Annotated in this window: 23 protein-coding genes; 16 read left to right on the top strand and 7 right to left on the bottom strand. The window is 73.0% G+C overall.

Annotated features, from left to right (window positions below; genetic code table 11):
* The first annotated feature begins 126 nt into the window (after nucleotides 1–126).
* A complete protein-coding gene (locus BM051_RS19235) occupies nucleotides 127–504 on the top strand; it encodes a HesB/IscA family protein (RefSeq protein WP_092531991.1) in 378 nt (125 codons plus the stop codon).
* A 285-nt stretch (nucleotides 505–789) separates the two neighbouring features.
* Here the strand turns inward: BM051_RS19235 and BM051_RS29135 are convergent, their stop codons facing one another.
* Nucleotides 790–963 (bottom strand): hypothetical protein, encoded by a 174-nt coding sequence (locus BM051_RS29135; RefSeq protein WP_166677606.1) that lies wholly within the window; start codon nucleotides 961–963, stop codon nucleotides 790–792.
* Nucleotides 964–1,128: 165 nt separating this feature from the next.
* Here BM051_RS29135 and BM051_RS19230 point away from each other — a divergent pair, with 165 nt between their 5' ends.
* Nucleotides 1,129–2,118, top strand: coding sequence for a carbohydrate kinase family protein (locus tag BM051_RS19230; protein ID WP_092531988.1), 990 nt, complete (start codon nucleotides 1,129–1,131; stop codon nucleotides 2,116–2,118).
* Nucleotides 2,119–2,238: 120 nt separating this feature from the next.
* Here BM051_RS19230 and asnB read toward each other — a convergent pair whose 3' ends face one another.
* Complete coding sequence (gene asnB, locus BM051_RS19225) at nucleotides 2,239–4,173, bottom strand: asparagine synthase (glutamine-hydrolyzing) (protein WP_092531985.1); 1,935 nt, start codon at nucleotides 4,171–4,173, stop codon at nucleotides 2,239–2,241.
* Nucleotides 4,174–4,451: 278 nt separating this feature from the next.
* Between asnB and ctaC the strand changes: the two genes are divergently transcribed.
* Both ctaC and BM051_RS19215 read left to right on the top strand, forming a co-directional pair.
* Nucleotides 4,452–5,342 (top strand): aa3-type cytochrome oxidase subunit II, encoded by an 891-nt coding sequence (ctaC, locus tag BM051_RS19220; protein ID WP_243859364.1) that lies wholly within the window; start codon nucleotides 4,452–4,454, stop codon nucleotides 5,340–5,342.
* Nucleotides 5,343–5,393: 51 nt separating this feature from the next.
* Entirely contained in the window at nucleotides 5,394–5,813 is a 420-nt protein-coding gene (locus tag BM051_RS19215; RefSeq protein WP_092531982.1) for a cytochrome c oxidase subunit 4, read from the top strand.
* Nucleotides 5,814–5,815: 2 nt separating this feature from the next.
* Here BM051_RS19215 and BM051_RS19210 read toward each other — a convergent pair whose 3' ends face one another.
* Entirely contained in the window at nucleotides 5,816–6,634 is an 819-nt protein-coding gene (locus tag BM051_RS19210) for a DMT family transporter (protein WP_177216970.1), read from the bottom strand.
* Nucleotides 6,635–6,802: 168 nt separating this feature from the next.
* Between BM051_RS19210 and BM051_RS19205 the strand changes: the two genes are divergently transcribed.
* Nucleotides 6,803–7,804: a GlxA family transcriptional regulator gene (locus BM051_RS19205; protein WP_092531976.1), complete on the top strand. Its 1,002-nt coding sequence runs from the start codon at nucleotides 6,803–6,805 to the stop codon at nucleotides 7,802–7,804.
* Here the strand turns inward: BM051_RS19205 and trpD are convergent.
* Both trpD and BM051_RS19195 read right to left on the bottom strand, forming a co-directional pair.
* A complete protein-coding gene (gene trpD, locus BM051_RS19200; RefSeq protein ID WP_092531973.1) occupies nucleotides 7,761–8,846 on the bottom strand; it encodes an anthranilate phosphoribosyltransferase in 1,086 nt (361 codons plus the stop codon). The two genes, BM051_RS19205 and trpD, sit on opposite strands and share 44 nt — an antisense overlap.
* A gap of 5 nt (nucleotides 8,847–8,851) precedes the next feature.
* Nucleotides 8,852–9,262 (bottom strand): hypothetical protein, encoded by a 411-nt coding sequence (locus BM051_RS19195; RefSeq protein ID WP_092531970.1) that lies wholly within the window; start codon nucleotides 9,260–9,262, stop codon nucleotides 8,852–8,854.
* A gap of 326 nt (nucleotides 9,263–9,588) precedes the next feature.
* Between BM051_RS19195 and ctaE the strand changes: the two genes are divergently transcribed.
* The 4 genes from ctaE to qcrB are packed head-to-tail and all read left to right on the top strand — an operon-like array spanning nucleotide 9,589 to nucleotide 13,926.
* The gene (gene ctaE / locus BM051_RS19190) at nucleotides 9,589–10,218 is read left to right on the top strand and encodes an aa3-type cytochrome oxidase subunit III (protein ID WP_092531967.1); all 630 of its coding nucleotides are present in this window, start codon (nucleotides 9,589–9,591) and stop codon (nucleotides 10,216–10,218) included.
* Between the two features lie 60 nt (nucleotides 10,219–10,278).
* Nucleotides 10,279–11,103 carry a cytochrome bc1 complex diheme cytochrome c subunit gene (qcrC, locus tag BM051_RS19185; protein ID WP_092531964.1) on the top strand — a complete coding sequence of 275 codons (825 nt, stop codon included), beginning with the start codon at nucleotides 10,279–10,281 and terminating at the stop codon, nucleotides 11,101–11,103.
* A 4-nt stretch (nucleotides 11,104–11,107) separates the two neighbouring features.
* Complete coding sequence (gene qcrA, locus BM051_RS19180) at nucleotides 11,108–12,253, top strand: cytochrome bc1 complex Rieske iron-sulfur subunit (RefSeq protein ID WP_092531961.1); 1,146 nt, start codon at nucleotides 11,108–11,110, stop codon at nucleotides 12,251–12,253.
* A complete protein-coding gene (gene qcrB / locus BM051_RS19175; protein WP_092531958.1) occupies nucleotides 12,250–13,926 on the top strand; it encodes a cytochrome bc1 complex cytochrome b subunit in 1,677 nt (558 codons plus the stop codon). The genes qcrA and qcrB overlap by 4 nt, the downstream gene beginning before the upstream one ends.
* 107 nt (nucleotides 13,927–14,033) lie before the next feature.
* Here qcrB and BM051_RS19170 read toward each other — a convergent pair whose 3' ends face one another.
* Both BM051_RS19170 and BM051_RS19165 read right to left on the bottom strand, forming a co-directional pair.
* A complete protein-coding gene (locus BM051_RS19170; RefSeq protein ID WP_092531956.1) occupies nucleotides 14,034–14,318 on the bottom strand; it encodes an Lrp/AsnC family transcriptional regulator in 285 nt (94 codons plus the stop codon).
* A 149-nt stretch (nucleotides 14,319–14,467) separates the two neighbouring features.
* A complete protein-coding gene (locus BM051_RS19165; protein ID WP_092532208.1) occupies nucleotides 14,468–16,204 on the bottom strand; it encodes a DEDD exonuclease domain-containing protein in 1,737 nt (578 codons plus the stop codon).
* A 74-nt stretch (nucleotides 16,205–16,278) separates the two neighbouring features.
* Between BM051_RS19165 and BM051_RS19160 the strand changes: the two genes are divergently transcribed.
* From BM051_RS19160 to BM051_RS19130, 7 genes are all read left to right on the top strand, one after another.
* Entirely contained in the window at nucleotides 16,279–17,667 is a 1,389-nt protein-coding gene (locus tag BM051_RS19160) for an NYN domain-containing protein (RefSeq protein WP_092531953.1), read from the top strand.
* 106 nt (nucleotides 17,668–17,773) lie between these two features.
* Nucleotides 17,774–18,298, top strand: a complete 525-nt coding sequence (locus BM051_RS19155; RefSeq protein WP_092531950.1) for a PadR family transcriptional regulator — start codon at nucleotides 17,774–17,776, stop codon at nucleotides 18,296–18,298.
* The gene (locus BM051_RS19150) at nucleotides 18,295–18,990 is read left to right on the top strand and encodes an ABC transporter ATP-binding protein (RefSeq protein ID WP_092531948.1); all 696 of its coding nucleotides are present in this window, start codon (nucleotides 18,295–18,297) and stop codon (nucleotides 18,988–18,990) included. Before BM051_RS19155 ends, BM051_RS19150 begins: the two co-directional genes overlap by 4 nt.
* Entirely contained in the window at nucleotides 18,987–21,305 is a 2,319-nt protein-coding gene (locus BM051_RS19145) for an FtsX-like permease family protein (RefSeq protein WP_243859289.1), read from the top strand. Before BM051_RS19150 ends, BM051_RS19145 begins: the two co-directional genes overlap by 4 nt.
* A 76-nt stretch (nucleotides 21,306–21,381) precedes the next feature.
* Nucleotides 21,382–23,151, top strand: coding sequence for a D-alanyl-D-alanine carboxypeptidase family protein (locus BM051_RS19140; RefSeq protein WP_092532205.1), 1,770 nt, complete (start codon nucleotides 21,382–21,384; stop codon nucleotides 23,149–23,151).
* Nucleotides 23,152–23,309: 158 nt separating this feature from the next.
* Nucleotides 23,310–23,615 carry a hypothetical protein gene (locus BM051_RS19135; RefSeq protein WP_424923254.1) on the top strand — a complete coding sequence of 102 codons (306 nt, stop codon included), beginning with the start codon at nucleotides 23,310–23,312 and terminating at the stop codon, nucleotides 23,613–23,615.
* A 455-nt stretch (nucleotides 23,616–24,070) separates the two neighbouring features.
* Nucleotides 24,071–25,126 (top strand): C40 family peptidase, encoded by a 1,056-nt coding sequence (locus BM051_RS19130; protein ID WP_092531942.1) that lies wholly within the window; start codon nucleotides 24,071–24,073, stop codon nucleotides 25,124–25,126.
* Nucleotides 25,127–25,459: the final 333 nt, after the last annotated feature.

The following is a 25,459-nucleotide window of genomic DNA, read 5'->3' as shown; positions in this document are numbered from 1 at the left end:
GGGCACCTGTGTCACCATGGGGGCAGCGCCACCCGTCCGGCGGGCGGTGTGGAACACAACGGGAACACCGTGTGTTGGCACTGGCAGTACCATCGTTCCCGCGACAGCTACACCCGAGGGAGATCCATGACGACCGCTGAGCAGACCGGCACCACCCAGGCCGAGGCCGGCGAAGCGACCCACGGCGTGACGTTGACCGAGGCCGCCGCGGCCAAGGCGAAGGCCCTGCTCGAGCAGGAGGGCCGCGACGACATGCACCTGCGCCTCGCCGTGCAGCCGGGCGGCTGCGCGGGACTGCGCTACCAGCTGTTCTTCGACGAGCGCACGCTGGACGGCGACCTGTTCCGCGAGTTCAACGGGCTCCGCGTCGCGGTCGACCGGATGAGCGCACCGTACGTCGACGGCGCCTCCATCGACTTCGTCGACACCATCGAGAAGCAGGGCTTCACCATCGACAACCCCAACGCGGGTGGCTCCTGCGCCTGCGGCGACAGCTTCCACTGAGGCGTTGTTGCGGGGGCGACCCCCGCACACCCCACAGTGCGAGCTCCATCACGTTGGCGGGCGCTGGTCACTTTCTCGAGTGACCAGCGCCCGTCTTCATGTTCGGCTGGTGAGGCAGCGCCACTCCTCGAGTTGGGGTGGTGACCAGCGCCCGCCGGCCCCTCCAGGGTGTTGGGCGCCGTCCGTTGGTGCGTGACGTTGGCCTGCCCGCGGCATTGCCGCGCGGGGGACCACAGCCCGCCCGCGTGGGGGGCGTCCTGCCCAGGACTGGGGCGGGTGGTTCGGTCAGACGTAGGTGTCCAGGTCGGCGACCTGGGCCAGGCAGGCGTCGTCGACCGTCCACGGCTCGACGACCGTGGACCGGGGGGCGGGCGGAGGTCCGGGGCGCAGGTCCGTCGGGATCTCCGCGCAGTCGGCGATCAGCTCGCCGAGGGTCTCGGGCTCGTGGATACGGCTCATCTGCACGACGTTATGGACCGGTTCTCGAGCCGGAAACCCCTACCTCCCGGTAGTGTCGGACGGCGGGGTGGAATTCCCCGGAAACTGCCCGGACGGGTTACTCCCACCGGGCGGCCGGCACCCGCCGGCCGTCGACCGAGCGCCGATCGACCCGAAGGAGAGCCGGTGGCAGCCAAGGCGCGGATCGCGGTGTGCGGCAGCATCGCAACCGACCACCTGATGCACTTTCCCGGCCGGTTCGCCGAGCAGCTCGTCGCCGAGCAGCTGCACCGGGTGTCCCTGAGCTTCCTCGCCGACGACCTCGTGGTTCGCCGCGGCGGCATCGGCGCCAACATCGCCTACGGGCTCGGTGTGCTCGGCGTGCGGCCCGTCCTGGTCGGCGCCGTCGGTGCCGACTTCGCCGACTACCGCGCCTGGCTGGAACGGCACGGCGTGGACACCTCCGGCGTGCACGTCTCCGAGGTCGCGCACACCGCCCGATTCGTCGCCACCACCGACGAGGACCTGTGCCAGATCTCCACGTTCTACGCCGGCGCGATGGCCGAGGCCCGCAACATCGAGCTCGCCCCCGTCGTCGACAGGGTCGGCGGGCTCGACCTGGTGATGATCAGTCCCGACGACCCGGACGCGATGCTGCGGCACGCCGAGGAGTGCCGGCAGCGTGACTACCCGTTCATCGCCGACCCCTCGCAGCAGCTCGCCAGGATGGACGGCGAGCAGGCCCGCGACTTCGTCGCCGGGGCCCGGTACCTGTTCAGCAACGACTACGAGTGGGAGCTGCTGCTGCGCAAGACCGGCTGGACCGAGGCGGACGTGCTGTCCAGGGTCGGCATGCGGGTCACCACGCTCGGCGAGAAGGGCGTGGAGATCGTCGGCGCCGACGGCACCGCCCTGCAGGTCGGCGCCGTGCCCGAGACCGCCAAGGCCGACCCCACCGGCATCGGCGACGGCTTTCGCGCCGGGTTCCTCGCCGCGCTGCACGGCGGGCTGGGCGTGCAGCGCGCCGCGCAGCTCGGGTCGCTGATCGCCGTGCTCGTGCTGGAGGTCGTCGGCCCGCAGGAGTGGACCTTCGACCGCGACAGCGCCCTCACCCGCCTGCGCGACGCCTTCGGCCCCGACGCCGCCGACGAGATCGCCCCCGTCCTCCCCACCTGACCACGAGCTCCACGCCCGGGCCGCCGTGTCCGCGCTCCACGTACGCGTGTCCGCGCTCTGTGCGCACGTGTCCGCGCCGCACGACGCGGACACGTGCGCATAACGCGCGGACACACCGGGTCAGACGTGGACGGGGTACTGGGGTTCGGGGACCTCCGGGGTGATCCGGTGCTCGACGAAGATCCCGTGCCAGATCATGAACACCAGCAGCGCCCACAGCCGGCGGCTGTGGTCCAGCGTGCCCGCCCGGTGCTCGTCGAGCAGCGCCCGCACGGCCTTCTTGTCCAGCAGCTCGTCGGTCTTCGAGTCGGCGATGATCCCGCGCGCCCAGTCGTACATCTCGTCGCGCAGCCACAGCCGGATCGGCACCGGGAAGCCCAGCTTGCGCCGGTTGAGCACGTGCGCCGGCACGATGCCGTCGAGCGCCCTGCGCAGCGCGTACTTCGTGGTCTCCTTGGTGATCTTCTGCTCGAGCGGGATGCGCGAGGCCACCCGGAACACCTCCGGGTCGAGGAACGGCACCCGCAGCTCCAGCGAGTTGGCCATGGTCATCTTGTCCGCCTTGACCAGGATGTCGCCGCGCAGCCAGGTGAACAGGTCCACGTGCTGCATCCGGGCCACCGGGTCCCACCCAACCGACTCCCGGTACCAGCGGTCCGTGACGTCCCGGTGCCCGACCCCCTCGGTGAAGGTGCGCAGCACCCCGCGGAGCTGGTCGTCGCGGAAGATGCGCGCGTTGCCGTAGTAGCGCTCCTCCAGCGGCAGCGCGCCGCGGCGCAGCAGGTCCTTGCCGCGGGTGCCCTCCGGGATCCGGGTGGACACCTTGCCCAGCAGCCGCCGCACGCTGCCCGGCACCTTCTCGAACGGCGCCAGCGACAGCGGCTCGCGGTAGATGGTGTAACCGCCGAACAGCTCGTCGGAGCCCTCGCCGGAGAGCACCGCCTTCACCCGCTTGCGCGCCTCCCTGGCGATGAACCACAGCGGGACCAGCGCCGGGTCGGCCACCGGGTCGTCGAGGTACCAGACGATCAGCGGCAGCGCCTCCATCATCTCCTCGACCGACACCGTGCGGACCACGTGCTCGACCCCGATCGCCTCGGCCGACTCGGCGGCCACGTCCACCTCGGAGTAGCCCTCGCGCTCGAAGCCGGTGGTGAAGGTGATCAGGTTCGGGTTCCGCTCCTTGGCCAGCGCGGCGATCGCCGTCGAGTCGATGCCGCCGGAGAGGAACGCGCCGACCGTGATGTCCGGGTCGGAGACCATGTGCTTGGCCACCGAGTCGCGCAACACGTCGGCGATCTCCCGGTGCAGCGCCTCGGCACCGGCCGCGTCCGGCACCGGCCGCGCGGCGAACTCCGGGACGAAGTACCGCTCGGTGGACAACTGCCCGCCCGGCGCCACGGTGAACGACGTGCCCGACTCGATCCGCCGGACGTCGGCGTGCAGCGTCGCCGGCTCCGGCACGTACTGCAGCACCAGGTAGTGCTGCAGCGCCGTGCGGTCCAGCTCCTGGGGCACGCCCAGCACGTCGGACAGCTCGAGCAGGCTCTTCTTCTCGCTGGAGAACGCGATGCCGCCGGGGCCCTGCGCGTAGAACAGCGGCTTGATCCCGAACGGGTCGCGGGCGCCGAACACCACCCTGCGCTCGGCGTCCCAGATCAGGAACGCGAACATGCCGCGCAGCCGGCGCACCGCGTCCGGGCCGAGGTAGTGGTAGGCGGCCACGATGGCCTCACCGTCGCCCTCTGTGGCGAACGTCGCACCGTGCTCGCGGGCCAGCTCCTCGCGCAGCTCGCGGTAGTTGTAGATCTCGCCGTTGAAGTTCAGCGTGTACCTGGTCGGCGCCTCCGGCGGGCCCCAGGTCAGCGGCTGGTGCGAGCGCTCGAGGTCGATGAACGCGAGCCGGTTGAAGCCGTACACGACCTCGCCGTCGGCCCAGGTGTCGGTCTCGTCCGGGCCGCGATGCCGCTGGCAGCGCAGCGCCCGGCCCACGGCGTCCCTGGCCTTCACCGCGTCGTTCTCACTGGCACAGACCAGTCCAAGCAGGCCGCACACGCGTCTTCACACACCTTGAGGTCGAGGCCGGATTCCGAGAGCCAGAGTATGCCGCGACACGCCGGACGCCCCCGGCGCCGGCCCCCCGAGCCCGCCCCACGGCAGTGTTACCCCTTGGTCGGCGGGATCCGGCTGCTCGGCTAGGCTCCGCCTGTCACGACGTTCGGCAAGGAGGCGGTGTGAAGCGGCACGGCGCAGGGTTGTCACCCACCCCCCGGCGGGGGGCCGCTCCGGACGGCGGGGCCTCGCGGCCGGCACGGGCCGGCAAGGTCGCCGCGCTGGCCGGGCTGGTCGCGATCCTGGCGACCGGGTGCTCCGGAGAGGAGATCCTGCGGTTCGGTTGGCCGGAGGGCGTGACCCCGGAGGCCGAGCGGATGCAGGCGCTGTGGACCTGGTCGGTCATCGCCGCGCTCATCGTTGGCGTGATCGTCTGGGGCCTGATCTTCTGGTGTGTCGCCTTCTTCCGGAAGAAGGACGGCGACGGCCCCGACCGGCTGCCCCGGCAGTTCCAGTACAACCTGCCGCTCGAGCTGTTCACCGTGGTCCTCCCGGTGATCATCGTGTGCGGCCTGTTCTTCTTCACCGCCACCACCGAGACCAAGGTGCTCGGCAAGAAGGACGACCCGGACGTCGTCGTGGACGTGGTCGCCTTCCAGTGGAACTGGGAGTTCGTCTACCCGGAGGAGGCGAGGACCGCGGAGGGGCAGCCGATCAGCACGGTCGGCAGCTCGACCGAGATCCCGCTGCTGGTCCTACCCACCCAGCGGACCATTCAGTACAACCTCCGCTCCACCGACGTGATCCACTCGTTCTGGGTCCCGGAGTTCAACTTCAAGCGGGACGTCTTCCCGCACCCGGAGAAGAACAACCAGGACAACGCCTTCCAGAACACCATCGACAGGGAGGGGTCGTTCGTCGGCCGCTGCGCCGAGCTGTGCGGCACCTACCACGCGGTGATGAACTTTGAGGTCCGCGCGCTGTCCCCGGACAAGTACGACCGGTACATCCAGCTGCGCACCCAGATCAACCCGGCCACCGGACGGCCGAACACCGCGCGGGAGGCGCTGGCCGCGATGCAGGCCGAGGGCTGCGGTGAGCTGTGCGCGCCGAGCGCGGTCACCACCTCGCCGTTCAACACCGACCGCACGGCGCGGACCGCCTCGGGCTGATCCGCCGGCCGAAAGCGATCCCCCAGCAGCGCGAGAAGTGAGGACACGTCCATGAAGGTCGAAGCCCGGATTTTCGACATCGTCACGGTCTTTGCCTTTGCGGTGGCCGCCATCTACGCAGTGATGACGGCGTACATGACCAACGACGGCGTGGAGCCGGTCGGGACGGTGGCACTGATCCTGACCGGCGGGCTCGCCCTGCTGGCCGGCAGCTACATGCGGTTCATCTCCCGGCGCATCGAGCCGCGCCCGGAGGACCGGGAGGAAGCCGAGGTCAGCGACGGCGCCGGTGAACTGGGCTTCTTCAGCCCGGGCAGCTACTGGCCGATCGGACTGGCGGCCTCCGCCGCGCTGGGCGGTGTGGCGCTGGCGTTCTTCCACGTCTGGCTGCTGATCTTCGCGATCATCGCGCTGCTCATCACCATCGGTGGCCTGGTCTTCGAGTACCACACCGGCCCCAACCACGAGTAGCCTCACCGCCGTCGCGGAGCGAGTGCCGCCACCAGCACGGCCGCCATCCCCACCGCCTCGGTGGCGGTGATCCGGTGTCCGTAGGCGAGCACGTCGACCACCACGGCCACCACCGGGTACACATAGGACAGCAGTGCCACGGTGCCGGTGGGCAGCCTGCCGATGCTGCCGTACATCAGCACGTACATCAGCGCGGTGTGCACGCTGCCCAGCAGCACCAGCCAGAGCAGCCCTTCGGTGCTTCCCGGCAGCGGGGTGACCAGCAGCGCCGGCGCCAGCAGCACGGTGCCGGCCGTGAGCTGGATGGCGGCGAGCAGGTGCGGCCGGATGTGGGCGAGCCGCTTGGCGACCAGCGAGGCGCCGGCGTACAGCGCGGCCGCGCCCAGCGCCAGCGCGATCCCGGCGAGCCCCACCGGCTGTCCGCCGGCGCCGGAGGCGCCGAGGGAGATCAGCGCCACCCCGCCGAACGCGACGACCGCGCGGACCAGGTGGCCGCGGGTCACCCGCTCGCCGAGCAGCACCGCCGCGAGGCCGACCAGCAGCAGCGGCTGGGTGTGGTACACCACCGTGCTCACCGAGATCGACGACAGCGCGTACGAGGCGAACAGCAGCACCCAGTTGCCGACCAGCAGCACGCCGCCGAGCACGGCGAGGCCGAGGTCGGCGCGGCCGATCGTCCAGGCGCGGGGGCGCAGCCAGCCGCGCGCGGCCGACCACAGCGCCAGCAGCAGCCCGCCCACCAGGCAGCGAGCGAACGCCACCGCCGGGGCGTCCGCCCCGCTCTCCAGCACGACCGCGCCGATCGTGCCGGACAGCGCCATGGCGGCCGTCCACTTCAGCAGGGCCCGGGAGTCACCGGCCGGCGCGGGCGAGGTGCTGGTGGGGCGGGGAACCGTCTTCGTCGTCATCTGCCCAGCGTGGACCGGCCGACCGGTGGCGACGAGTGGCAGAGGTGACAACGACCGCAAAGCTTGTGACACACTGCCGGTGTGGACGTGCAGCGGGTCGCCGTGGTCGTGGCCAACCAGGTGTCGCCGTTCGAGCTCGGCGTCGCCTGCGAGGTGTTCGGCACCGACCGGACGGCCGACGGCATCGACGGCTGGGACTTCGCCGTCTGCTCGCCGGACGCCGAGCCCGTCACCAGCTGGTCCGGCTTCCGGCTGACCGGGCTGTCCGATCTGGACTGGGCGAAGGCCGCCGACCTGCTGGTGGTGCCCACCTGCGCACCGCGCAGCGAGCCCCCGCCGGAGCCGGTGCTGGACGCGCTGCGCGGGGCCGCCGGCAGGGGCGCCTGGGTGGCCGGGTTCTGCGCGGGCGTGTTCTCGCTCGGCTACGCCGGGCTGCTCGACGGGCGGCGGTGCACCGTGCACTGGGTGTACGAGCGGGAGTTCACCGAGCGGTTCCCCACCGCCGAGGTGGACGCGCGGGCCCTCTACGTCGACGACCGCGGGGTGCTCACCAGTGCCGGCACGGTCGCCGCCGTCGACCTGTGCCTGCACCTGGTGCGCCGGACGCGGGGCATCGCCGCGGCCACCGCGCTGGCCCGCCGGATGGTGGCCTCGCCGCACCGCGCCGGCGGGCAGGCCCAGTTCGTCGAGGCCCCGGTGCTGCCGTCCGACGCGTCCGACACGGCCCACGCGGCCATCATCGCCGAGGTGCTGGAGTGGATCGAGCGCCGGCTGGACCAGCCGGTGACGGTGGCCGAGCTGGCCCGCCGCGCGGGGTTGCGGGAGCGCACGTTCCTGCGCCGGTTCGCCGCGGTCACCGGGACGACGCCGCACCGCTGGCTCACCGAGCGCCGGCTGGACCGGGCGCAGGCGCTGTTGGAGGAGGGCCGGCTTCCGGTGGAGGACGTCGCGCGGGCGTGCGGCTACGCGTCGGCGGCGGCGCTGCGGCACCAGTTCCGCCGGTTGCGCGGCACCAGCCCGAGCGACTACCGGCGGGCGTTCAGTCCCGAGCCAGTCGCCGGGTCAGTTCCGCCCACCGGGTGAGCAGGTCCGCCGCCGCACCGCTGTCGACGGCCGCGGCCGCGCGGGCCATGCCGGCGGCGAGGTCGTCGGCCAGCGAGCCGGAGAATCCGGCGTGCGCGGCCAGTGCCCCCGCCGCGTTGAGCAGCACGGCGTCGCGCACCGGCCCCGGCTTGCCGGCGAGGAGCTGCCGCACCACCTCGGCGTTGGCCTCGGCGTCGCCGCCGCGCAGGTCCTCGCCGGTCGCGGCCGGGATGCCCAGCGCGGCCGGGTCCACGGTCTCCTCGCGGACCGCACCGCCGTCGACCACCCACACCGAGCTGGTCGTCGTGGTGGTGAGCTCGTCCAACCCGTCATCGCCGCGGACCACCAGCACGGTCCCGCCGCGCCGAGCGAACACCTCGGCCAGCACCCTCGTCTTGTCCGGGTAGGCGCAGCCGATCATCCCGGCCGCCGGCCGCGCGGGGTTGGTCAGCGGTCCGAGCAGGTTGAACGTGGTCGGCACCCCCAGCTCCCGGCGGGGCGCGCCGGCGTGTCGCAGCGCCGGGTGGAACGCCGGTGCGAAGCAGAATCCGATGCCCACCTCCCGCACGCAGCGGGCCACCGCCTCGGCGGTCAGCTCGATCGCCACGCCGAGCGCCTCGAGCACGTCGGCGGCCCCGGACCGGGAGGACGCCGCCCGGTTGCCGTGCTTGACCACCGGCGCGCCCGCGGCGGCCACCACGAGGGCCGCCATCGTGGAGATGTTCACCGACCCGGAGCGGTCGCCGCCGGTGCCGACGATGTCCACCGCGCGGACGTCGACGTCCACGAGGTGCGCGTGGTCGAGCATCGCCTTCGCCATGCCGGCGATCTCGGCCGGCGTCTCGCCCTTCGCCCGCAGCGCGACGGCGAACCCGGCGATCTGTGCGGGCGTGGCGGCGCCGGACATCACCTGGTCCATCGCCCAGGCGGTGTCGGCCGAGGACAGGTCGGTGCCGGCGATCAGTTGCGTGAGCAGGTTTGGCCAGGTGGGCGCGGCGCTGGGCGGCGGGGACGCTGGGGACGGCTCGGACACCGCTGCCATGGCGGTCAGCCGCGAACGGGGGCCGCCGACCGGGCGCGCAGCACGTCGGCGACGGTCTCGGCGGAGGTCAGCGGGTCGAGCGGGTGCACCAGAACGGCGTCGGCCTTGGCCCAGGTGGCCAGCCACCGGTCGTCCTTGCGGCGGACCGCCACCACCAGCGGCGGGCAGTCGTCGAGCTCGCTGCGCAGCTGCCGGGCCAGCCCGATGCCGCCGGTGGGCTGCGCCTCGCCGTCGAGCACGGCCAGGTCGACCGCGCCGGCGTCCATCTCCATCAGCACCTCGGCGATCCCGGCGGCCTCGACGTACTCCACCCGGCCGAGGTCGGGGGCCGGCCGGCGGCCGATCGCGTTGATGATCGACTCGCGCACCTCGGGCCGGTGGCTGAAGACGAGGATCCGCAACGGCTGCTCGGGCATGGCGACGGCCTCCGGGATCGGGGAGTGGCTCGGACTGCTCGCATGCTATCCGTCCACCACCCGTCGACCCCAGCGCCCACCCGACCTCCCCCGCACGCGTCCCGCCCGGCACGCCCGGTGGAGGTCGGTGACCGGGTTCACTCGGTCGGGTGGAGCACGTCGTGACCGGAGCGGCCTGTCCTGCCGGAACACCACGTCCGAGCAGGTCACGGTGGGTTCGGGCAACCGGTCGGTGACGTCACGGTGACGGCGCCCGCGGGGCGGCCCGACCCGCGGGGCCGGGGCCGTGCGACCCGATCGACGACGTCGCGTCGGAGGACGACATAATGCGACGCGTGACGACGGCAGCTCCCACCATCAGCCAGCGTGTGCACTCGCTGAACCGGCCGAACATGGTCAGTGTCGGCACGATCGTGTGGCTCTCCAGCGAGCTCATGTTCTTCGCCGGGCTGTTCGCGATGTTCTTCACCGTCAAGGCCCAGAACGACACCGGCCACTGGCCGCCGATCCTGGAGTCCACCGGTGAGCCCATCCACCTGAACGTGCCGTACGCGATCCCGTTCACGATCATCCTCGTGGCCTCGTCGTTCACCTGCCAGCTGGGCGTGTTCGCGGCCGAGAAGGGTGACGTCTTCGGGCTGCGCCGCTGGTACCTGATCACCCTGGTGATGGGAACGATCTTCGTCGCCGGTCAGGGCTACGAGTACATCAACCTGGTGCACGAGGGTGTGACGATCCCGTCCGGCGCGTTCGGCACGGTCTTCTACCTCGCGACCGGCTTCCACGGCCTGCACGTGATCGGCGGGTTGGTGGCCTTCGTCTACCTGATCATCCGGACCAAGCTGAGCAAGTTCACGCCGGCCCAGGCGACCTCAGCGATCGTGGTCTCCTACTACTGGCACTTCGTCGACATCGTCTGGATCGGGCTGTTCGCGGTGATCTACTTCGTCCCGTAGCCCGGATAGCGCACCGCCAGCCCCCTATCGGCCGAACTGACAGCAAGGGTTGCCGCAGACATGACCACCAGCAAGAACCCCGCCCCCGCCGGTCGGCGGGCCGGTCGCCGCGCCAAGTTTCGGCGGCGCGTCTCCGGCCTGCTCGCGCTCGGCGTCGCACTGGTGAGCCTCGGCGGGCTCTACGCCGTGTTCGCCCCCGAGCCGCAGACCGCGCAGGCCCAGGGCGACCCGGCGCTGCTGCGCAAGGGCGAGGAGATCTACAACAACACCTGCATCACCTGCCACGGTGCGAACCTGGAGGGGGTGGAGGACCGCGGTCCCAGCCTGATCGGCATCGGCGAGGCGGCGGTGTACTTCCAGACCTCCACCGGCCGGATGCCGATGGTGCGGCAGGAGGCGCAGGCGCAGCGCAAGCCCCCGAAGCTCACCCCGGAGCAGATCGACGCGCTGGGCGCCTACATCCAGGCCAACGGCGGAGGTCCGCAGCGGCCCGCGGAGAAGGGCGCCGAGTTGCGCGGCGACAACCCCGCGCGCGGCTCCGAGCTGTTCCGGCTCAACTGCGCGTCCTGCCACAACTTCACCGGTCAGGGCGGGGCGCTGTCGGCCGGCAAGTTCGCCCCGCCGTTGGCGCCGGCGAACGAGGAGCAGCTCTACACCGCGATGCTCACTGGCCCGCAGAACATGCCCAAGTTCTCCGACCGGCAGCTCACGCCGGAGGAGAAGAAGGACATCATCGCGTACGTCAAGTCGGTGAACGATGGCAACAACAACCCGGGCGGCAACGGGCTCGGCGGGTTCGGCCCGGCCACCGAGGGCGTCATCGCATGGCTCGTGGGGATCGGCGCCCTGATCGGCGTGACCCTGTGGATTGGATCGAGGGCGTAGGCACATGAGTAGCGAGAAGGAGCCGAACCTGCCCGGCGACGACGAGCTCGCCCGGATGGACCGCGACGAGCTGGTGCGGCTCGGCACGAAGCTGGACGGCGTCGAGATCGTCGACTACCCCACGCCGTGGCCGGTCGAGGGCACCCGGGCGGAGAAGCGCGCCGAGCGGATCGTGGCGCTGTGGTTCGCGCTGTGCGCCATCTCCGGGCTGGCCTTCGTGGTGGCGTTGGTCTGGTGGCCATGGCGGTACGAGCCGCCGACCGACGAGACCGGCCACTTCTGGTACAGCCTCTACACCCCGGTGCTGGGCGTGACCCTCGGCGTCTCGGTGCTCGCGCTCTCGGTCGGCGTGCTCCTCTACGCGAAGAAGTTCGTCCCGCAGGAGCTGGCCATCCAGCAGCGCCACGACGGCGGTGGCGAGGGCTCACCGGAGCTGGACAAGCAGACCATCGTGGCGCAGCTGGCCGACAGCGGTCAGCGCAGCACCATCGCCCGGCGCTCGTTGGTTAAGCGCACTCTGGGCGCCGGTGCCGGCGCGCTCGGTCTCGCGACGGTGGTGCTGCCGCTGGCCGGGTTCATCCGCGACCCGTGGAAGAACAGCGAGAACAAGGAGTCGCTGTGGCACACCGGCTGGCAGCCGCTGTTCCCGGGTGAGGTCGTGTACCTGCGCCGCAACACCGGCAACTCGCACGAGATCTCCCTGGTCCGGCCGGAGGACCTCGACGCGGGCGCGATGGAGACGGTGTTCCCGTTCCGCGAGTCCGAGCGCGACGACGAGCACGCCCTGTCCCAGGCGCTCAAGCGCTCCGACAACCCGGTGATGCTCATCCGGCTGCGGCCCGCCGACGCCGCCCGCGTGATCAAGCGCAAGGGCCAGGAGGACTTCAACTACGGCGACTACTACGCCTACACGAAGATCTGCAGCCACGTCGGGTGTCCTACGTCGCTGTACGAACAGCGGACCAACCGTATCCTGTGTCCGTGTCACCAGTCGCAGTTCGACGCGCTGCAGTACGCGAAGCCGGTCTTCGGCCCGGCCACCCGCGCGCTGGCGCAGCTGCCGATCACGGTGAACGAGGAGGGATACTTCGTGGCCCGCGGCGACTTCATCGAGGCGATCGGTCCAGGCTTCTGGGAGCGTAAGTCATGAGTTCACTCACCACGCCGACCAAGGGCTCCGGCTTCCTCGAGAAGCAGGCCGCCACGGCCGCGACGAACGTCGACCAGCGGTACCGCGTGGCCAAGGGCCTCCGGCACCAGCTCAACAAGGTGTTCCCGACGCACTGGTCGTTCCTGCTCGGCGAGATCGCGCTCTACAGCTTCATCCTCGTGATCCTGACCGGGGTGTACCTCACGTTGTTCTTCGACCCCTCCATGGAGGAGGTCGTCTACAACGGCCCGTTCAAGAACCTGCAGGGCATGGAGATGTCCCGGGCGTTCGAGAGCACCCTGGAGATCTCGTTCGAGGTGCGGGGCGGGCTGCTCATCCGGCAGGTGCACCACTGGGGCGCACACATCTTCGTCGCCGCGATGATGGTGCACATGTTCCGGATCTTCTTCACCGGAGCGTTCCGCCGGCCGCGCGAGGCCAACTGGGTGATCGGCGCGTTGCTGCTGATCCTGGGCATGTTCGAGGGCTTCTTCGGGTACTCGCTTCCGGACGACCTGCTCTCCGGTATCGGCATCCGGGCCACCCTGTCGGGCATCGTGCTCTCGGTGCCGGTGATCGGCACCTGGATTCACTGGGCATTGTTCGGTGGGGAGTTCCCCGGCACGGGGGAGATCATCCCTCGGCTCTACACGCTGCACATCCTGTTGATCCCGGGGATCATGCTCGCCCTGGTCGCGGTGCATCTGGCGCTGGTGTGGTACCAGAAGCACACCCAGTTCCCCGGTGTGCGGCGTAAGGAGACCAACGTCGTCGGCGTGCGGATCATGCCGGTGTTCGCGCTCAAGGCCGGCGCGTTCTTCGCGGTGGTCACCGGCGCGGTCGTGCTGATGTCCGGGCTGTTCCAGATCAACCCGATCTGGAACCTGGGGCCGTACAACCCGTCGCAGGTGTCGGCGGGGTCACAGCCCGACTGGTACCTGGCCTGGGCCGACGGCATCCTGCGGATCTGGCCGGCGTGGGAGCTCTACCTCGGCAACTACACGGTGCCGCCGGTGTTCTTCGCCGGCGCGGTCGGCATGCCGATCCTGTTCGGGTTGCTCATCGCCTACCCGTTCATCGAACGGAAGCTGTCCAAGGACACCGCGCACCACAACCTGTTGCAGCGGCCGCGGGACGTGCCGGTGCGCACCAGCCTCGGCGTCATGGCCATCACGTTCTTCATGGTGCTGGAGCTGTCCGGGTTCAACGACATCATCGCCTACACGTTCGACATCTCGCTGAACGCGACGACGTGGATGGGCCGGATCGGGCTGCTGCTCGGCCCGCCGCTGGCGTACTTCATCACCTACCGGATCTGCCTCGGCCTGCAGCGGGCCGACCGGGAGGTGCTCGAGCACGGGGTGGAGACCGGCATCATCAAGCGGCTGCCGCACGGTGAGTTCATCGAGCTCCACCAGCCGCTCGGGCCGGTGGACGAGCACGGCCACCCGGTGCCGCTGGAGTACCAGGGCGCGCCGGTGCCGAAGAAGATGAACAAGCTCGGCTCCGCGGGCCAGCCGGTGCCCGGCAGCCTGCTGACGCCGGACCCCGCGGAGGAGACCGCCGCGCTGGAGCGGGCCCGCGGCAACGGCCATGCCGAGCCCGGCCCCGGCGAAGGCCAGATCGAGCAGGTCCCGGCCGGCTGGCGAACCCCGAAGCCCAGCGGCGAGTAACCCGGCAGTAATGCCATCAAGGCCACCTTCATTGCGTTCGATGCAATGAAGGTGGCCTTCATGGCGTTGCGGGGGAGGGGCGCGGGACGCGCGGTGGCGTCGGGGTGTCAGTCGCCGTCGACGCCGATGTCGAACGCGGTCTCGGTGTCGGCGCGGGAGTAGGAGCGGAACGCGATGTGGGTGTCGGTGTCCCGCACCCCCGGCACCTTGCCGATCCTGGCCGGGATCAGGTCGGCGAGGTCCTCGTGCGCGGGGACCCGGACGATCGCGACCAGGTCGACGTCCCCGGCGCAGGAGTAGACCTCGGCGACCCCCTCGATGTCCGCGATCGTCTGCGCGGCCTCGGGGATGCGGTCCGCCTCGGCGGAGATCATCACGATCGCGGTGATCACCGGTGTGCCTCCTGACGCTGCAGTGCTCGTACCGCGCCGATCGTATCCGCGACCCCCACACCCGGAACCGCGAGATCGACGGTCGGGACGGCGAGATCCACGGTCGTCGACCGCGAACCCGACACTCGGGTCGGCAGGCTTCGGCCCCGCTACACCCGTGCGGCCTCGGACGGCACGGTTTCCAGAGCGGTGGCGGTGGCCGCCCTGTCGAGCCAGGCCCGCCAGGCGCCGGCGCCGTGTGCGGGCTCGGCCCACGGCACGGCCGTGCGGACCAGCCGCACGCCCGGCCGGGTGAGCCAGCGCAGCAGCACCCCGACCTCCTCCGCGTTCGCCCCGCGCAGCGGCCCCGGCCCCGGCTCCACCGTCTCCGCGGCCGCCACCAGCGCCTCCACCACGGGCATCGGCGCCACCCCACGTCGGGCGACCCCCGCGGAGGCGAGCCGCCCGTACCGGACCACCGCGAACTCCCACCCACCCGCCCCGTCCGGCGCGGCGGCCACCAGCTCGGGTATCCCGGCGAGCGCGGCCATCCGGTGCGCCCGCTCCACCCCGCGGACCAGTGCGGCCAGCTCGTCCCGCCGCCGAGCGGCCCGCTCGAAGTGCTGCCCCGCGGCCAGCTCGTGCACCCGGGACAGCGCCCGCCGCAGCGCGGCACCGTCCCGCCCGGTGATCAACGCGTCCACCGACCGTGCCGCCGGCGCGTACTCCGTCACGCTCTGCCGACCCGCGCACGGCGCCCCGCACCGGCCCAGCTCGGCCAGCGCGCACGGCGTCGCCGCCGCCCCGACCGCCGTGATCCGCAGCGTGCACGTCCGCAACCCGGCGGCACCGGCGAGGGTGTCGGCGGCCGAGCGCGCCGCCTGCTGCGACCGGAACGGCCCCAGCGCCCCGTCCCGAGGCAGCCGGACCACCGACAGCCGGGGGAACGGCTCATCGGTGAGCGCCACCCACCATGACGTGCGCGGGTTCTTCGACCGCCGGTTGTACGCCGGTCGGTGCGCCGCCAGCAGCCGCAGCTCGCGCACCTGCGCCTCCAGTGCGTGCGCGCACTCGACGCCGTCCACCCTGGTGGCCAGCGCGACCATCTCGCGGATCCGTCCGCGGCTCTCCGACCCGGTGAAGTACTGCCGCACCCGCCGCCGCAGGTCCCGCGCGGTGCCGACGTAGAGCACCTCCTCGTTCGGCCCGCGGAACAGGTACACCCCGGGCCGGTCCGGCAGGTGGGCGGCCATGCCCCGCTTGCGTCGCTGCGCGGGCGTCACCTCCGGCAGGTAGTCCAGCAGCTCCTCCAGCGAGTGCACGCCGAGCGACCCGACCCGTTCGAGCAGCGCGTGCAGCACGTCCACCGTCGCGCGCGCGTCCGGCAGCGCCCGGTGCGTCGGCGCGGTCCGCGCCCCGACCAGCCTGGCCAGCGTGGCGAGCCGGTAGCTCGGTGTCTCCTCCCTGCCGATCACCTTGCGGGCCAGCCGCACCGTGCACACCACCGCCGGCCGGGGCCACGCGTAGCCGTGCGCCTGGCACGCGGCCCGCAGGAACCCGACGTCGAACCCGGCGTTGTGCGCCACCAGCACCGCGCCGGCGGCGAACTCGAGGAACGCCGGCAGCACCTTCGCCAGCGGCGGGGCGTCGTACGCCATCGCCTGGGTGATGCCGGTGAGCGCGACCACCTGCGGCGGGATCGGCCCACCGGGGTCGACCAGGGTGGCGAACTCCCCCAGCACCTCGCCGCCGCGCACCTTGACCGCGCCGATCTCGGTGATGCCGTCGCTGCCCGGCGCGGTGCCGGTGGTCTCCAGGTCGAACACCACGAAGGTGGTGTCCCGCAACGGCGTGCCCAGCTCGTCGAACGTCAGCTGCGCGGCCCCCTGCCGGCGTCCTCCGATCATGATCGGCACCCTAGGGAGGCCCTCCGACATTCCGCTGCGAGCGACCCGCGGGCCCCGGGGACTACTCTGGACAGATGCCACCGTCCGCGCACCCGGAACGGCCCGAGGAACCCTTCGGGCCGCGGCCGGCCGCCGCCCCGGAGCCGGCGGCGGGGGAGCGCGGGTCCCCGCCGGAGCCGGTCGACTGGCTGGCGCTGCCCGAGCCGGTCCGGGACCGGATCGCCGAACTCGCGGCCGACGCGCTCGGCCGGTTGCCCACCGTCGACGTACCGCGCCAGCTGCGGCCGGTGGCTCGGTTCGCGCCGGCCAAACGTGCCAAGCTCGGTGCCGTGCCGCTGCTGTCCGCGCTGCGCGAGTCGTCGCGGTTCCGCACCGCGGTGCTGGAGTGGTTGCGTGAGCACCGGCAGCACACGCTCGACCCGAACGCCGCCGACTCGGTGGCCGCCGCGGCCGCGGCGGTGCTGCTCGGTGAGGCCGACGCCTCGTCCAGGGTGCGGCTGGTCGCCAGGAACGCCGAGGAGAACGCGCTGCGCGCCGAGCGGGACGCGGCCGTGGCCAGGGCCCAGCGCCTGGAGGCCGAGCTCGACCGGGTCCGGCGGGAGCTGGCGGAGGCGCGCAGGTCCGCCGAGGAGGCACGCGGGGAGCGGGAGGCCGAGCTCGACCGGCTGCGCGGCCGGCTGCGCGAGCAGGGCATGCGGCTGCGCGAGGCGAAGGACGCCGCCGAGCAGGCCCGCGTCGAGGCCGAGTGGGCGGGTGCCGAGCGGGAGGCCGAGCTGGCCGAGCTGACCGCCCGGTTGGACCGGGAGCGGCAGCGGGTGGCCACCGAGCGCGCACGCGCCGACCGGGCGGCGACCGAGGCCGACGCGGCCAGGGAGTCCGCCCGCGAGGCCCGGCAGGCCGACGAGGTGCGGCTGGCCCTGCTCATCGACACCCTCGACGGCGCGGTCGCCGGGCTGCGCAGGGAGCTGTCGCTCGGCGGCGCCGCGAGCCGGCGGCCGGCCGACGTGGTGCGCGGCGCGAGCACGGCGCCGGGGGCGCCGCGCGGGGTGCGTGACCCGGCCGAGCTGGACCGGCTGCTCGCGCTGCCGAGCGTGCACCTCATGGTCGACGGCTACAACGTCACCAAGACCGGCTATCCCGAGCTGCCGCTGGCCGACCAGCGGGAGCGGTTGGTCCACCAGCTCGCCGCGCTCGCCGCCCGCACCGGCGCCGAGGTCACCGTGGTCTTCGACGGGGCCGGCGTGCTGTCGGTGCCCGCCGCCGCGCCGCGCGGGGTGCGGGTGCTCTTCTCCGACCCTGGCGTGCCCGCCGACGACGTCATCCGCTCGCTGGTCGCCGCCGAGCCCGCGGGGCGACCGATCGTGGTGGCCACGGCCGATCGCGCGGTGGTCGACTCCGTGCGCTCTCGCGGGGCCTACCCGGTGCCGTCCACCGTCCTGCTCAGCCGGCTGCGCCGGGTCTGACCAGCGCTTCATCCCTTCCCGCACGACCTCGGGGTGACCAGTATTCTGCGTGTGTATACACTGCGCGTATACACGAGGGAGAATCCCTCGGGGGAAGGAGTGGCGGATGTCGGTGTCCCACGTCCTGCTGGGGTTGCTGGAGCCGGAGCCACGGCACGGCTACGACCTCAAGCGGGCCTACGACGAGCAGTTCGGGCACGGCCGGCCCCTGGCGTACGGGCAGGTGTACTCGACGCTGTCCCGGCTGCTGCGCAACGGGATGGTCGAGGTGGCCGGGGTCGAGCACGGGGAGGGTCCCGAGCGCAAGCGGTACACCATCACCGAGGCCGGGGTCACCGACATGGAGACCTGGCTGCGCACCCCGGAGAGCCCGGAGCCCTACCTGCAGAACACGCTGTACACGAAGGTCGTGCTCGCGCTGCTCTCCGGCCGCGGTGCCGCCGAGATCCTGGACAGCCAGCGCGCCGAGCACCTGAAGCTGATGCGCACGCTGACCCGGCGCAAGACCGAGGGCGACCTCGCCGACCGCCTCATCTGCGACCACGCCCTGTTCCACCTGGAGGCCGACCTGCGGTGGCTGGAGCTCACCGCGGCCCGGCTCGACGACCTGGCGAAGGAGGTCCGGCGATGACCACCGAGCAGCCCACGGCGCCCGTGCTGGAGGGCCGGGAACTGCACAAGAGTTTCGGCAGGACGACGGCGTTGCGGGGGGCGAGCGTCACCGTCGGGGCGGGTGAGGTGCTCGCCGTGATGGGCCCGTCCGGGTCGGGCAAGTCGACGCTGCTGCACTGCCTCGCCGGCGTCGTGCGGCCGGACGAGGGGGAGATCCGGTACCGGGGCCGGGACATGGTCGCGATGGCCGACCGCGAGCGCAGCGAGCTGCGCCGTACCGAGTTCGGCTTCGTCTTCCAGTTCGGGCAGCTGGTGCCGGAGCTGACCTGCCTGGAGAACGTGGCGCTCCCGCTGCGGCTCTCCGGGGTGCGGCGGCGCCCCGCCGAGGCGCGGGCCCGGGAGTGGCTGGCCCGGCTCGAGGTCGAGGACGTGGCCCGGTCCCGGCCGGGAGACGTCTCCGGCGGGCAGGGGCAGCGGGTCGCGGTGGCCAGGGCACTGGTCGGCGGGCCGAGGGTGGTGTTCGCCGACGAGCCCACCGGCGCACTGGACTCGCTCAACGGCGAGCGGGTGATGCAGCTGCTCACCGACGCCGCGCGGCAGAGCGGCGCGGCGGTCGTGCTGGTCACCCACGAGCCCAGGGTGGCCGCCTACTCGGACCGGGAGATCGTGGTGCGCGACGGCCGCGCCGGTGAGCGGGAGCTGGTGGCATGAGGGTGGTCGAGGACTTCGCGCTGGGGATCCGGCTGGCCGTCGGGGGCGGCCGGATCTCCGGCGCGGCCCTGCTCCGGCTGGCGATGACCACGGTCGGCATCGCGCTGGCGGTCGCGGTGCTGCTGGCCGCCGCGTCGATCGGCAACCTGACCGGCGAGCGCGAGGCCAGGGAGCTCGGCATGGCGCCGATCACCGAGCCGCGGGCCGGGGTCGCGCCGCTGCACACCTACGAGGACTACTGGGACGTGCGCGGCGACGTCGTCACCGTGGAGTGGGTGGCGCCGGCTGGGCCATCGGCGCCGGTGCCGCCCGGGGTGGACCGGCTGCCGGGGTCGGGCGAGCTGGTCGTCTCCCCCGACGTGGCCGACCGGTTGGCCACGGGCGACGAGAGCCTGCGGGCCCGGCTGCCGGGCACGGTCGTCGGGGTGATCGGCAAGCCCGGCCTCGTCGATCCCGACGACCTGCGCGTGCTCGTCGGTGCCGCGCCGGAGGAGCTCGCGGCCGAGCCCGCCGCCCACCAGGTGTACGGGTTCGGCCGGTCCGGCGGTGGCGCGGCGACCGAGATCACCACGTTGTTGATCCTGGCGCCGGTGGCGGTGGCCCTGCTGCTGCCGTTGCTGATCTTCGTGACCACCGCGTCCAGGATGGGTGCCGCGCAGCGCGAGCGGCGGCTGGCCGGGCTGCGGCTGGTCGGCATGTCAGCCGCCCAGGTCCGGCGGGTCGCCGCGGCGGAGACCCTGCCGGGAGCGCTGCTCGGGCTGGTGCTGGGAACGGCGCTGTTCCTGGGGTTGCGCCCGCTGGTCGGCGGGCTGGAGCTGTTCGGTCGCCGCTACTTCCCGGAGGACCTGGTCCCCGCGTGGCCGCTGGCGGTGCTCGTCGTGCTGGCGGTGCCCGCGCTGGCGGTCGGTGCCGCGCTGTTCGGGCTGCGCCGCACGGTGGTCGAGCCACTGGGTGTGGTGCGCACCGGCAAGCCGCCGCGGCGCCGGATGTGGTGGCGCTGGCTGCTCACCGGCGCTGGGGGAGCCATGCTGCTGGGCACTCTGGCGGTGTCCGTGGACGACCGGGACCAGGTGGCGGCGTTCGTGCTCGCGGTCGGGAGCGTGTTGCTGCTGGTCGGGATCGCCGCGGTGCTGCCGTGGGCGGTGGAGCGGATCGTCCACGCGGTCCACGGCGGCCCGCCGTCCTGGCAGCTGGCGATCCGCCGGCTGCAGCTGGATAGCGGGACGGCCAGCCGGGTCGTCTCCGGGCTGGTGGTCGTGCTGGCCGGCACCATCCTCATCCAGGTGCTGCTGGCCTCGATCGGCAGCACCGCTCCGCCGCCGGGACGGCCGGTGGCGCTGAACCCCGCGCCGGTGGCGGTGGCGACCGACGCCGAGCACCTGGCCGAGGTGCGGCGGCGGGTCGAGCGTCTCGACGGGGTCACCGCGACACACGTGGTGCGTACCGGGCTGGTCGAGAGCGCGGACCAGCCGCCCGGGTACGCGGAGCGGGTGGAGGTCGGGGACTGCGCGGCGCTCACCGCGCGGGCGACCCTGCCGTCGTGCGCCGACGGTGACGCGTTCTACGTCCTCTATCCGACGAGGCCCGCCGCGTCGCCGGCCGCGCCGGCGGGGCCGATGCGGTTCGTCAGCTACGACGACGAGGGCGAGCTCCGCCGATCGGACGCGACGTGGCGGCTTCCGGCCGAGGTGACGGAGATCCCGTCCACCGCGGCATCCTCCTACCTGGGTGGCACCCTACTGGTCACCCCTGGTGCGCTGGGCGACGTCGGACCGGTGGACATGACCCCACGCGTCTTCGTGGCCGGCGTGGGCAGCCCGGACCAGCTGGCCGACCGGGTGGCGGCGGCGCTGAGCGGGCTCGCCTGGCACGCGTCGACGTCGGTCGGCGGCGATGACGAGACGGGCCGGATCGAGGAGCGGCTGGCCACCTTCCGCGCGATGCTGCTGACGGCCGCGCTGTTCGTGCTGTCGGTGGCCGCGCTGAGCCTGCTCATGCTCTCCGTCGAGCAGATCACCGAGCGCCGGCGGGCGTTGGCCGCGCTGTCCGCCGCCGGCGTGCCGGTGCGGGTGCTCGCCGGCGCCTCGCTGTGGCAGGCCGGGGTGCCGGTGCTGGTCGGGGTGGCGCTGTCGGTGGCGGCCGGCATCGGGATTACCCTTCCGACGCTGCGGCTGGCCGACGTCCCGTTGGTGGTCGACGCCCCCGCGGTCGGCGGTCTGGTGCTGGCGGCCGTGCTGGCGGTGCTGCTGGTCACCGCGTTGACCCTGCCGTTGCTGCGCCAGGCCACCCGGCTGGACGCCCTGCGTGCCGAATAGCTCGATCGGGGCGTGACGGACCGACGCCGGGGCCGTTGTTATCCATAGGACAACGATGGCCCCGGCGGAGGTGCGGATGCGGAGCGGACTCGCCGTGGTGACGACGCTGGTACTGGTCGGCGCGTTGCTGCTTTCTCCGGGGGCCGGTGCGCAGGACCGGCCCCCGGAGCCCGGAGTGGAGGCCGGGGTCGCGCCCGGCGCCGGCGTGCCCGACCCGCGGCCCGGCACCGCCTTCGCCGACCCCGAGGTGGCGAAGCTGCAGCGCACGGCCGACGAGGTCCAGCGCGAGTTGGGCGAGCTCGCCGGGCGGATCCGGGAGACGCGGGACGAGGTGAACGCCGCGGCCGACCGGCTGCGGCGGGCGCGGGCGGAGCGCGCGGCCGCCGACGCGGCGGTCGCCGAGCAACAGCGCGCGGTGGACGAATTCTCCCGCGCCGTGTTCACCGCCCGCGGCCGGCCCGGTGAGCTGCGGGTGCTGCTGACCGCCGGGAACCCGCGCGACCTGCTGGACGGCACGTCGATGCTCCACCACCTGCGTGCCGAGCAGGACCAGCGGCTCGGCGCGGCGCTGCGCCGGCAACGCGACGCCGTCGCCGCCGAGGAGGCCGCGGCCGGCGCCGAGCGGTCGGCCACCGAGCGGAAGGCCGAGCTGGAGCGGCGCACCGGCGACGCGACCAACCGTGCCGACGCCGTCGCCGCCGAGCTGCGCGGACCGATCGGCGCCGCCGACGCCGCCGTGGTCGCCCAGCAGCGGGCCCAGCAGGAGCGCAACCGCGCCACGGCGGACAACTGGCGCGCCTACCTCGACCGGCTCGCCGACGCCGGGATCACTCCGCCGCCCGCGGCCGCGCTGCGCGACCCGGCCCGGCTGCCGGCCGGGCTGTCGGCGGTGCCCGGCCCGGACGGCGCCCCGCAACCAGGTGTCGCGCAGCGGAGCGTGACCGGGCAGCGGCTGCTGGTGCTGCCGAAGGAGACGATCGCCGCGGTCTCCGCGGCGGTGGAGGCCCTCGGCCGGCCGTTCGTGCCGGACCGCGGTGGCGAGGGGCCGGTGGCCTACTCCTGCGACGGGCTGGTGCGGTCGGTGTTCGGCGGTGCCGGGCTGCCGCTGCCGGCGCCCGCCGGCGAGCAGTTCGCGGTGAGCCGGCCGGTGCCGGCGGGGGCGGCGCGGCCCGGGGACCTGGTGTTCGTGGGGCCGGAACGGTACGGCGTGCAGTCGGTGGGGATCGTGCTCGACGAGCGGACGATGCTGGCCGCCGACGCCCGGCTGGCCGGCGTGGTCGTCACCGACCTGCCGGCGGGCGACACCGTGCTCGGCTTCGCCAGGCCCGCGCTGGGCACCCGACCCGCCGAACCGGTGCCGGAGCGGGCCGAGGGCGAACCGCACTGGCGGTGCGGCGGCGTGCAGCTGCCGCCCCGGCCGGACGCGCCCGAGCGGGCCGTCGGCGCGTGGGGCGGCTACCCGAACGGGCTGATCCCGGCCGCCGCGCTGTGCCCGATCGGGGTGGGGGCGCACCGGCTGCGGTGCGACGCCGCGCAGACGTTCCAGGAGATGTCGCGGGCGTTCGCGGCCACGTTCGGCCGGCCGCTGTGCGTCACCGACTCCTACCGCACCTTCCCGGCGCAGGTGGACCTGTACCGGCGCAAGCCGTCGCTGGCCGCCGTGCCCGGCACCAGCAACCACGGATGGGGGCTCGCGGTGGACCTGTGCGGCGGCGCGGAGTCGTTCGGCACGCCCGAGCACGGCTGGCTGGTCGCCAACGCCGGGGCGTTCGGCTGGACGCACCCCGGGTGGGCGCGCCAGGGCGGCGGCAGGGAGGAGCCATGGCACTGGGAGTTCATCGGCTGACCTCCCGGCGTGTTCGCCGCCCCCGTCACCGTGTTCGCGGTTCGCGTCCGCGTGTTCGCCGTTCCCGTCGCCGTGTTGGCCGCCGGCGTCATCCTCGGTGACCGAGCCGGAACTGTCGGGGGTCGTTCCTACTGTGCGAGTCGAGGACACCGGATGCCGTGACGCCGCGGCCGAGGGAGCTCGAGGAGGAAGACGTGGACGACACCCTGATCATCGACTGCGACCGGTGCGCGGTGCGCGGTGACGCGTGCGCCGACTGCGTCGTCAGCGTGCTGCTGGGCGCGCCGCCGGCGGTGGAGTGGGACGACGACGAGCGGCGCGCGATCGGTGCGCTGGTCGAGGCGGGCATGGTGCCCCGGCTGCGGCTGGTGCCGACCGATCACGCCGGCGGCACCGGCGGGAATGCCGACCCCGCCCCCGCTCGCCAGGCCGGACGACGGCGGCGGGTCCCGCGGGCGGGATGACGCGCGACAGTAGCGGTGTTCCCCCGACCACCCGACGATCGAGTGAAGGTTTTCACCGCCGCCGCAACTCTGTGTTGCCTCGCTCACACTATTGGATGTACCGCCGCTGCGCTGCGACAACGCGGTTCCGCGGCAGGCGTTCTCCGTTCGACCGGTGGACTCCGAGACGACTGTTTCGTAACCTGGCCGAGATCTCGTGGCAGTCGGCCGTCACGGCAAGGAGACGGCGACGCGGGATCGCCGCCGAAACAGCTTGTCGGGGAGCTGTGCCGGCCCGCTGCGCACGTCCAGGCGATCGACCCAGTCGCGGTGTCGCCATGTCTGGAGCGGCGGGACGCCTCGCCACTGGACCGGCTGTTCGACCGCCCGGTCCCGTCGGCCGGGAGGAGGGCCCCCGACCTCTTCCCGTAGGGCGACGCCGGTAGGCGGCCGACAGCGAAGGAGACACGCGCGACGTGCAGTCGCATCCAGTGAAGCGTGTGGTCTCGGGCGCGCTGGCCGCCGCCGCCGTGATCGCGGCGGTGACCGTCACCGAACCGGCCACCGCGAGCCCCATCCCCGCCCCCGCTCCCCAACAACCCCCGAGCAACACCTCCGAGGCGCTGCAGAAGTACCGTGAGCTGGCCGCGCAGGCCGAGAAGCTCAACGAGGACTACCTCAAGGCGAAGGACGACCTGTCCGCCCGGCAGGCCGACCTGGACAAGGCCAGCGCCGACCTCGAGGCCGCCCAGCAGTCACTGGCCGCGGCCAAGGAGGACGAGGAGCACTTCCGTCGCGAGGTCGACAAGTTCGCCGACGCCTCGTTCACCAGCGGTGCCCAGCTCAACAAGCTGTCCGCACTGCTCACCGGCAACTCCGCCCAGGACTTCCTGGACCGCTCGTCGGCACTGGAGGTGCTGGCCGCGGACAAGAACAACGCACTGAGCCGGCTCTCCGGCGCGGTGACGCAGGCCGCGGACGCGCAGCGGCAGGCGGCCGACGCGCAGGCCCGCGCGCAGACCGCCAAGGACGAGGCGGCCAAGCTCACCGCCGACATCGAGGCCAGGAAGAAGGCGCTCGACGACCAGCTCGCCGAGCTGGCCAGGGCCAACGGGCTGCTCACCTCCGCCGACCGCGCCGCGCAGCGGGACACCGGCGGACCGATCCCGAACGTGAAGGCGCCCGGCCCGGCCGCGCAGGCCGCGGTGGACGCCGCGCTCAGCAAGCTGGGCAGCAGCTACGTGTGGGGCGCCGAGGGCCCCAGCACGTTCGACTGCTCGGGGCTGACCTCGTGGGCCTACAAGCAGGCCGGCATCAGCATCCCGCGGTCCAGCCGGGCCCAGTCCGCCTACGGCACCCCGGTCTCCCGCAACCAGCTCCAGCCGGGTGACCTGGTGTTCTTCTACTCGCCGGTCTCGCACGTGGGCATCTACATCGGCGGCGGCAAGATGGTGCACGCGCCCACCTCGGGCGACGTCGTCAAGATCTCGCCGCTGCAGGCGCAGTACAGCGGCGCGCGCCGGGTCGCCTGAGCGAGTTCGACAGCGCCCTCGAATCCACCTCGAACGGGGTGGCACCGATCGCGGTGCCACCCCGTTTCGTGTAGCTACTCGCGCGTAGCGTGATCACTTCTTCGGTTCGACTACTCCGGACGGACCAATCCGGCTACCGTTCAGCGCTTCTCGGTCTCCGTTCACCTACGCACAGTGGATCGCCGGTTGTGCCCTCCATAGCCTGACCGAGGTCTCGTGGCAGGCGAGCCGGCCAGCGGGGCCGGCCGACGCGGGACCGCCGCCCGATCAGCCGTGCGGGGGCGGCGCCGGTCGTGCCGACCGGCGGGCGGCCGAGAGCAGAGGAGACCCGCG

The sequence above is a fragment of the Amycolatopsis arida genome (assembly GCF_900115565.1).
Taxonomy (GTDB): domain Bacteria; phylum Actinomycetota; class Actinomycetes; order Mycobacteriales; family Pseudonocardiaceae; genus Yuhushiella; species Yuhushiella arida.
The sequence above is the reverse complement of the archived record's forward strand: the minus strand, read 5'-3'. Positions and strand labels throughout refer to the sequence as shown.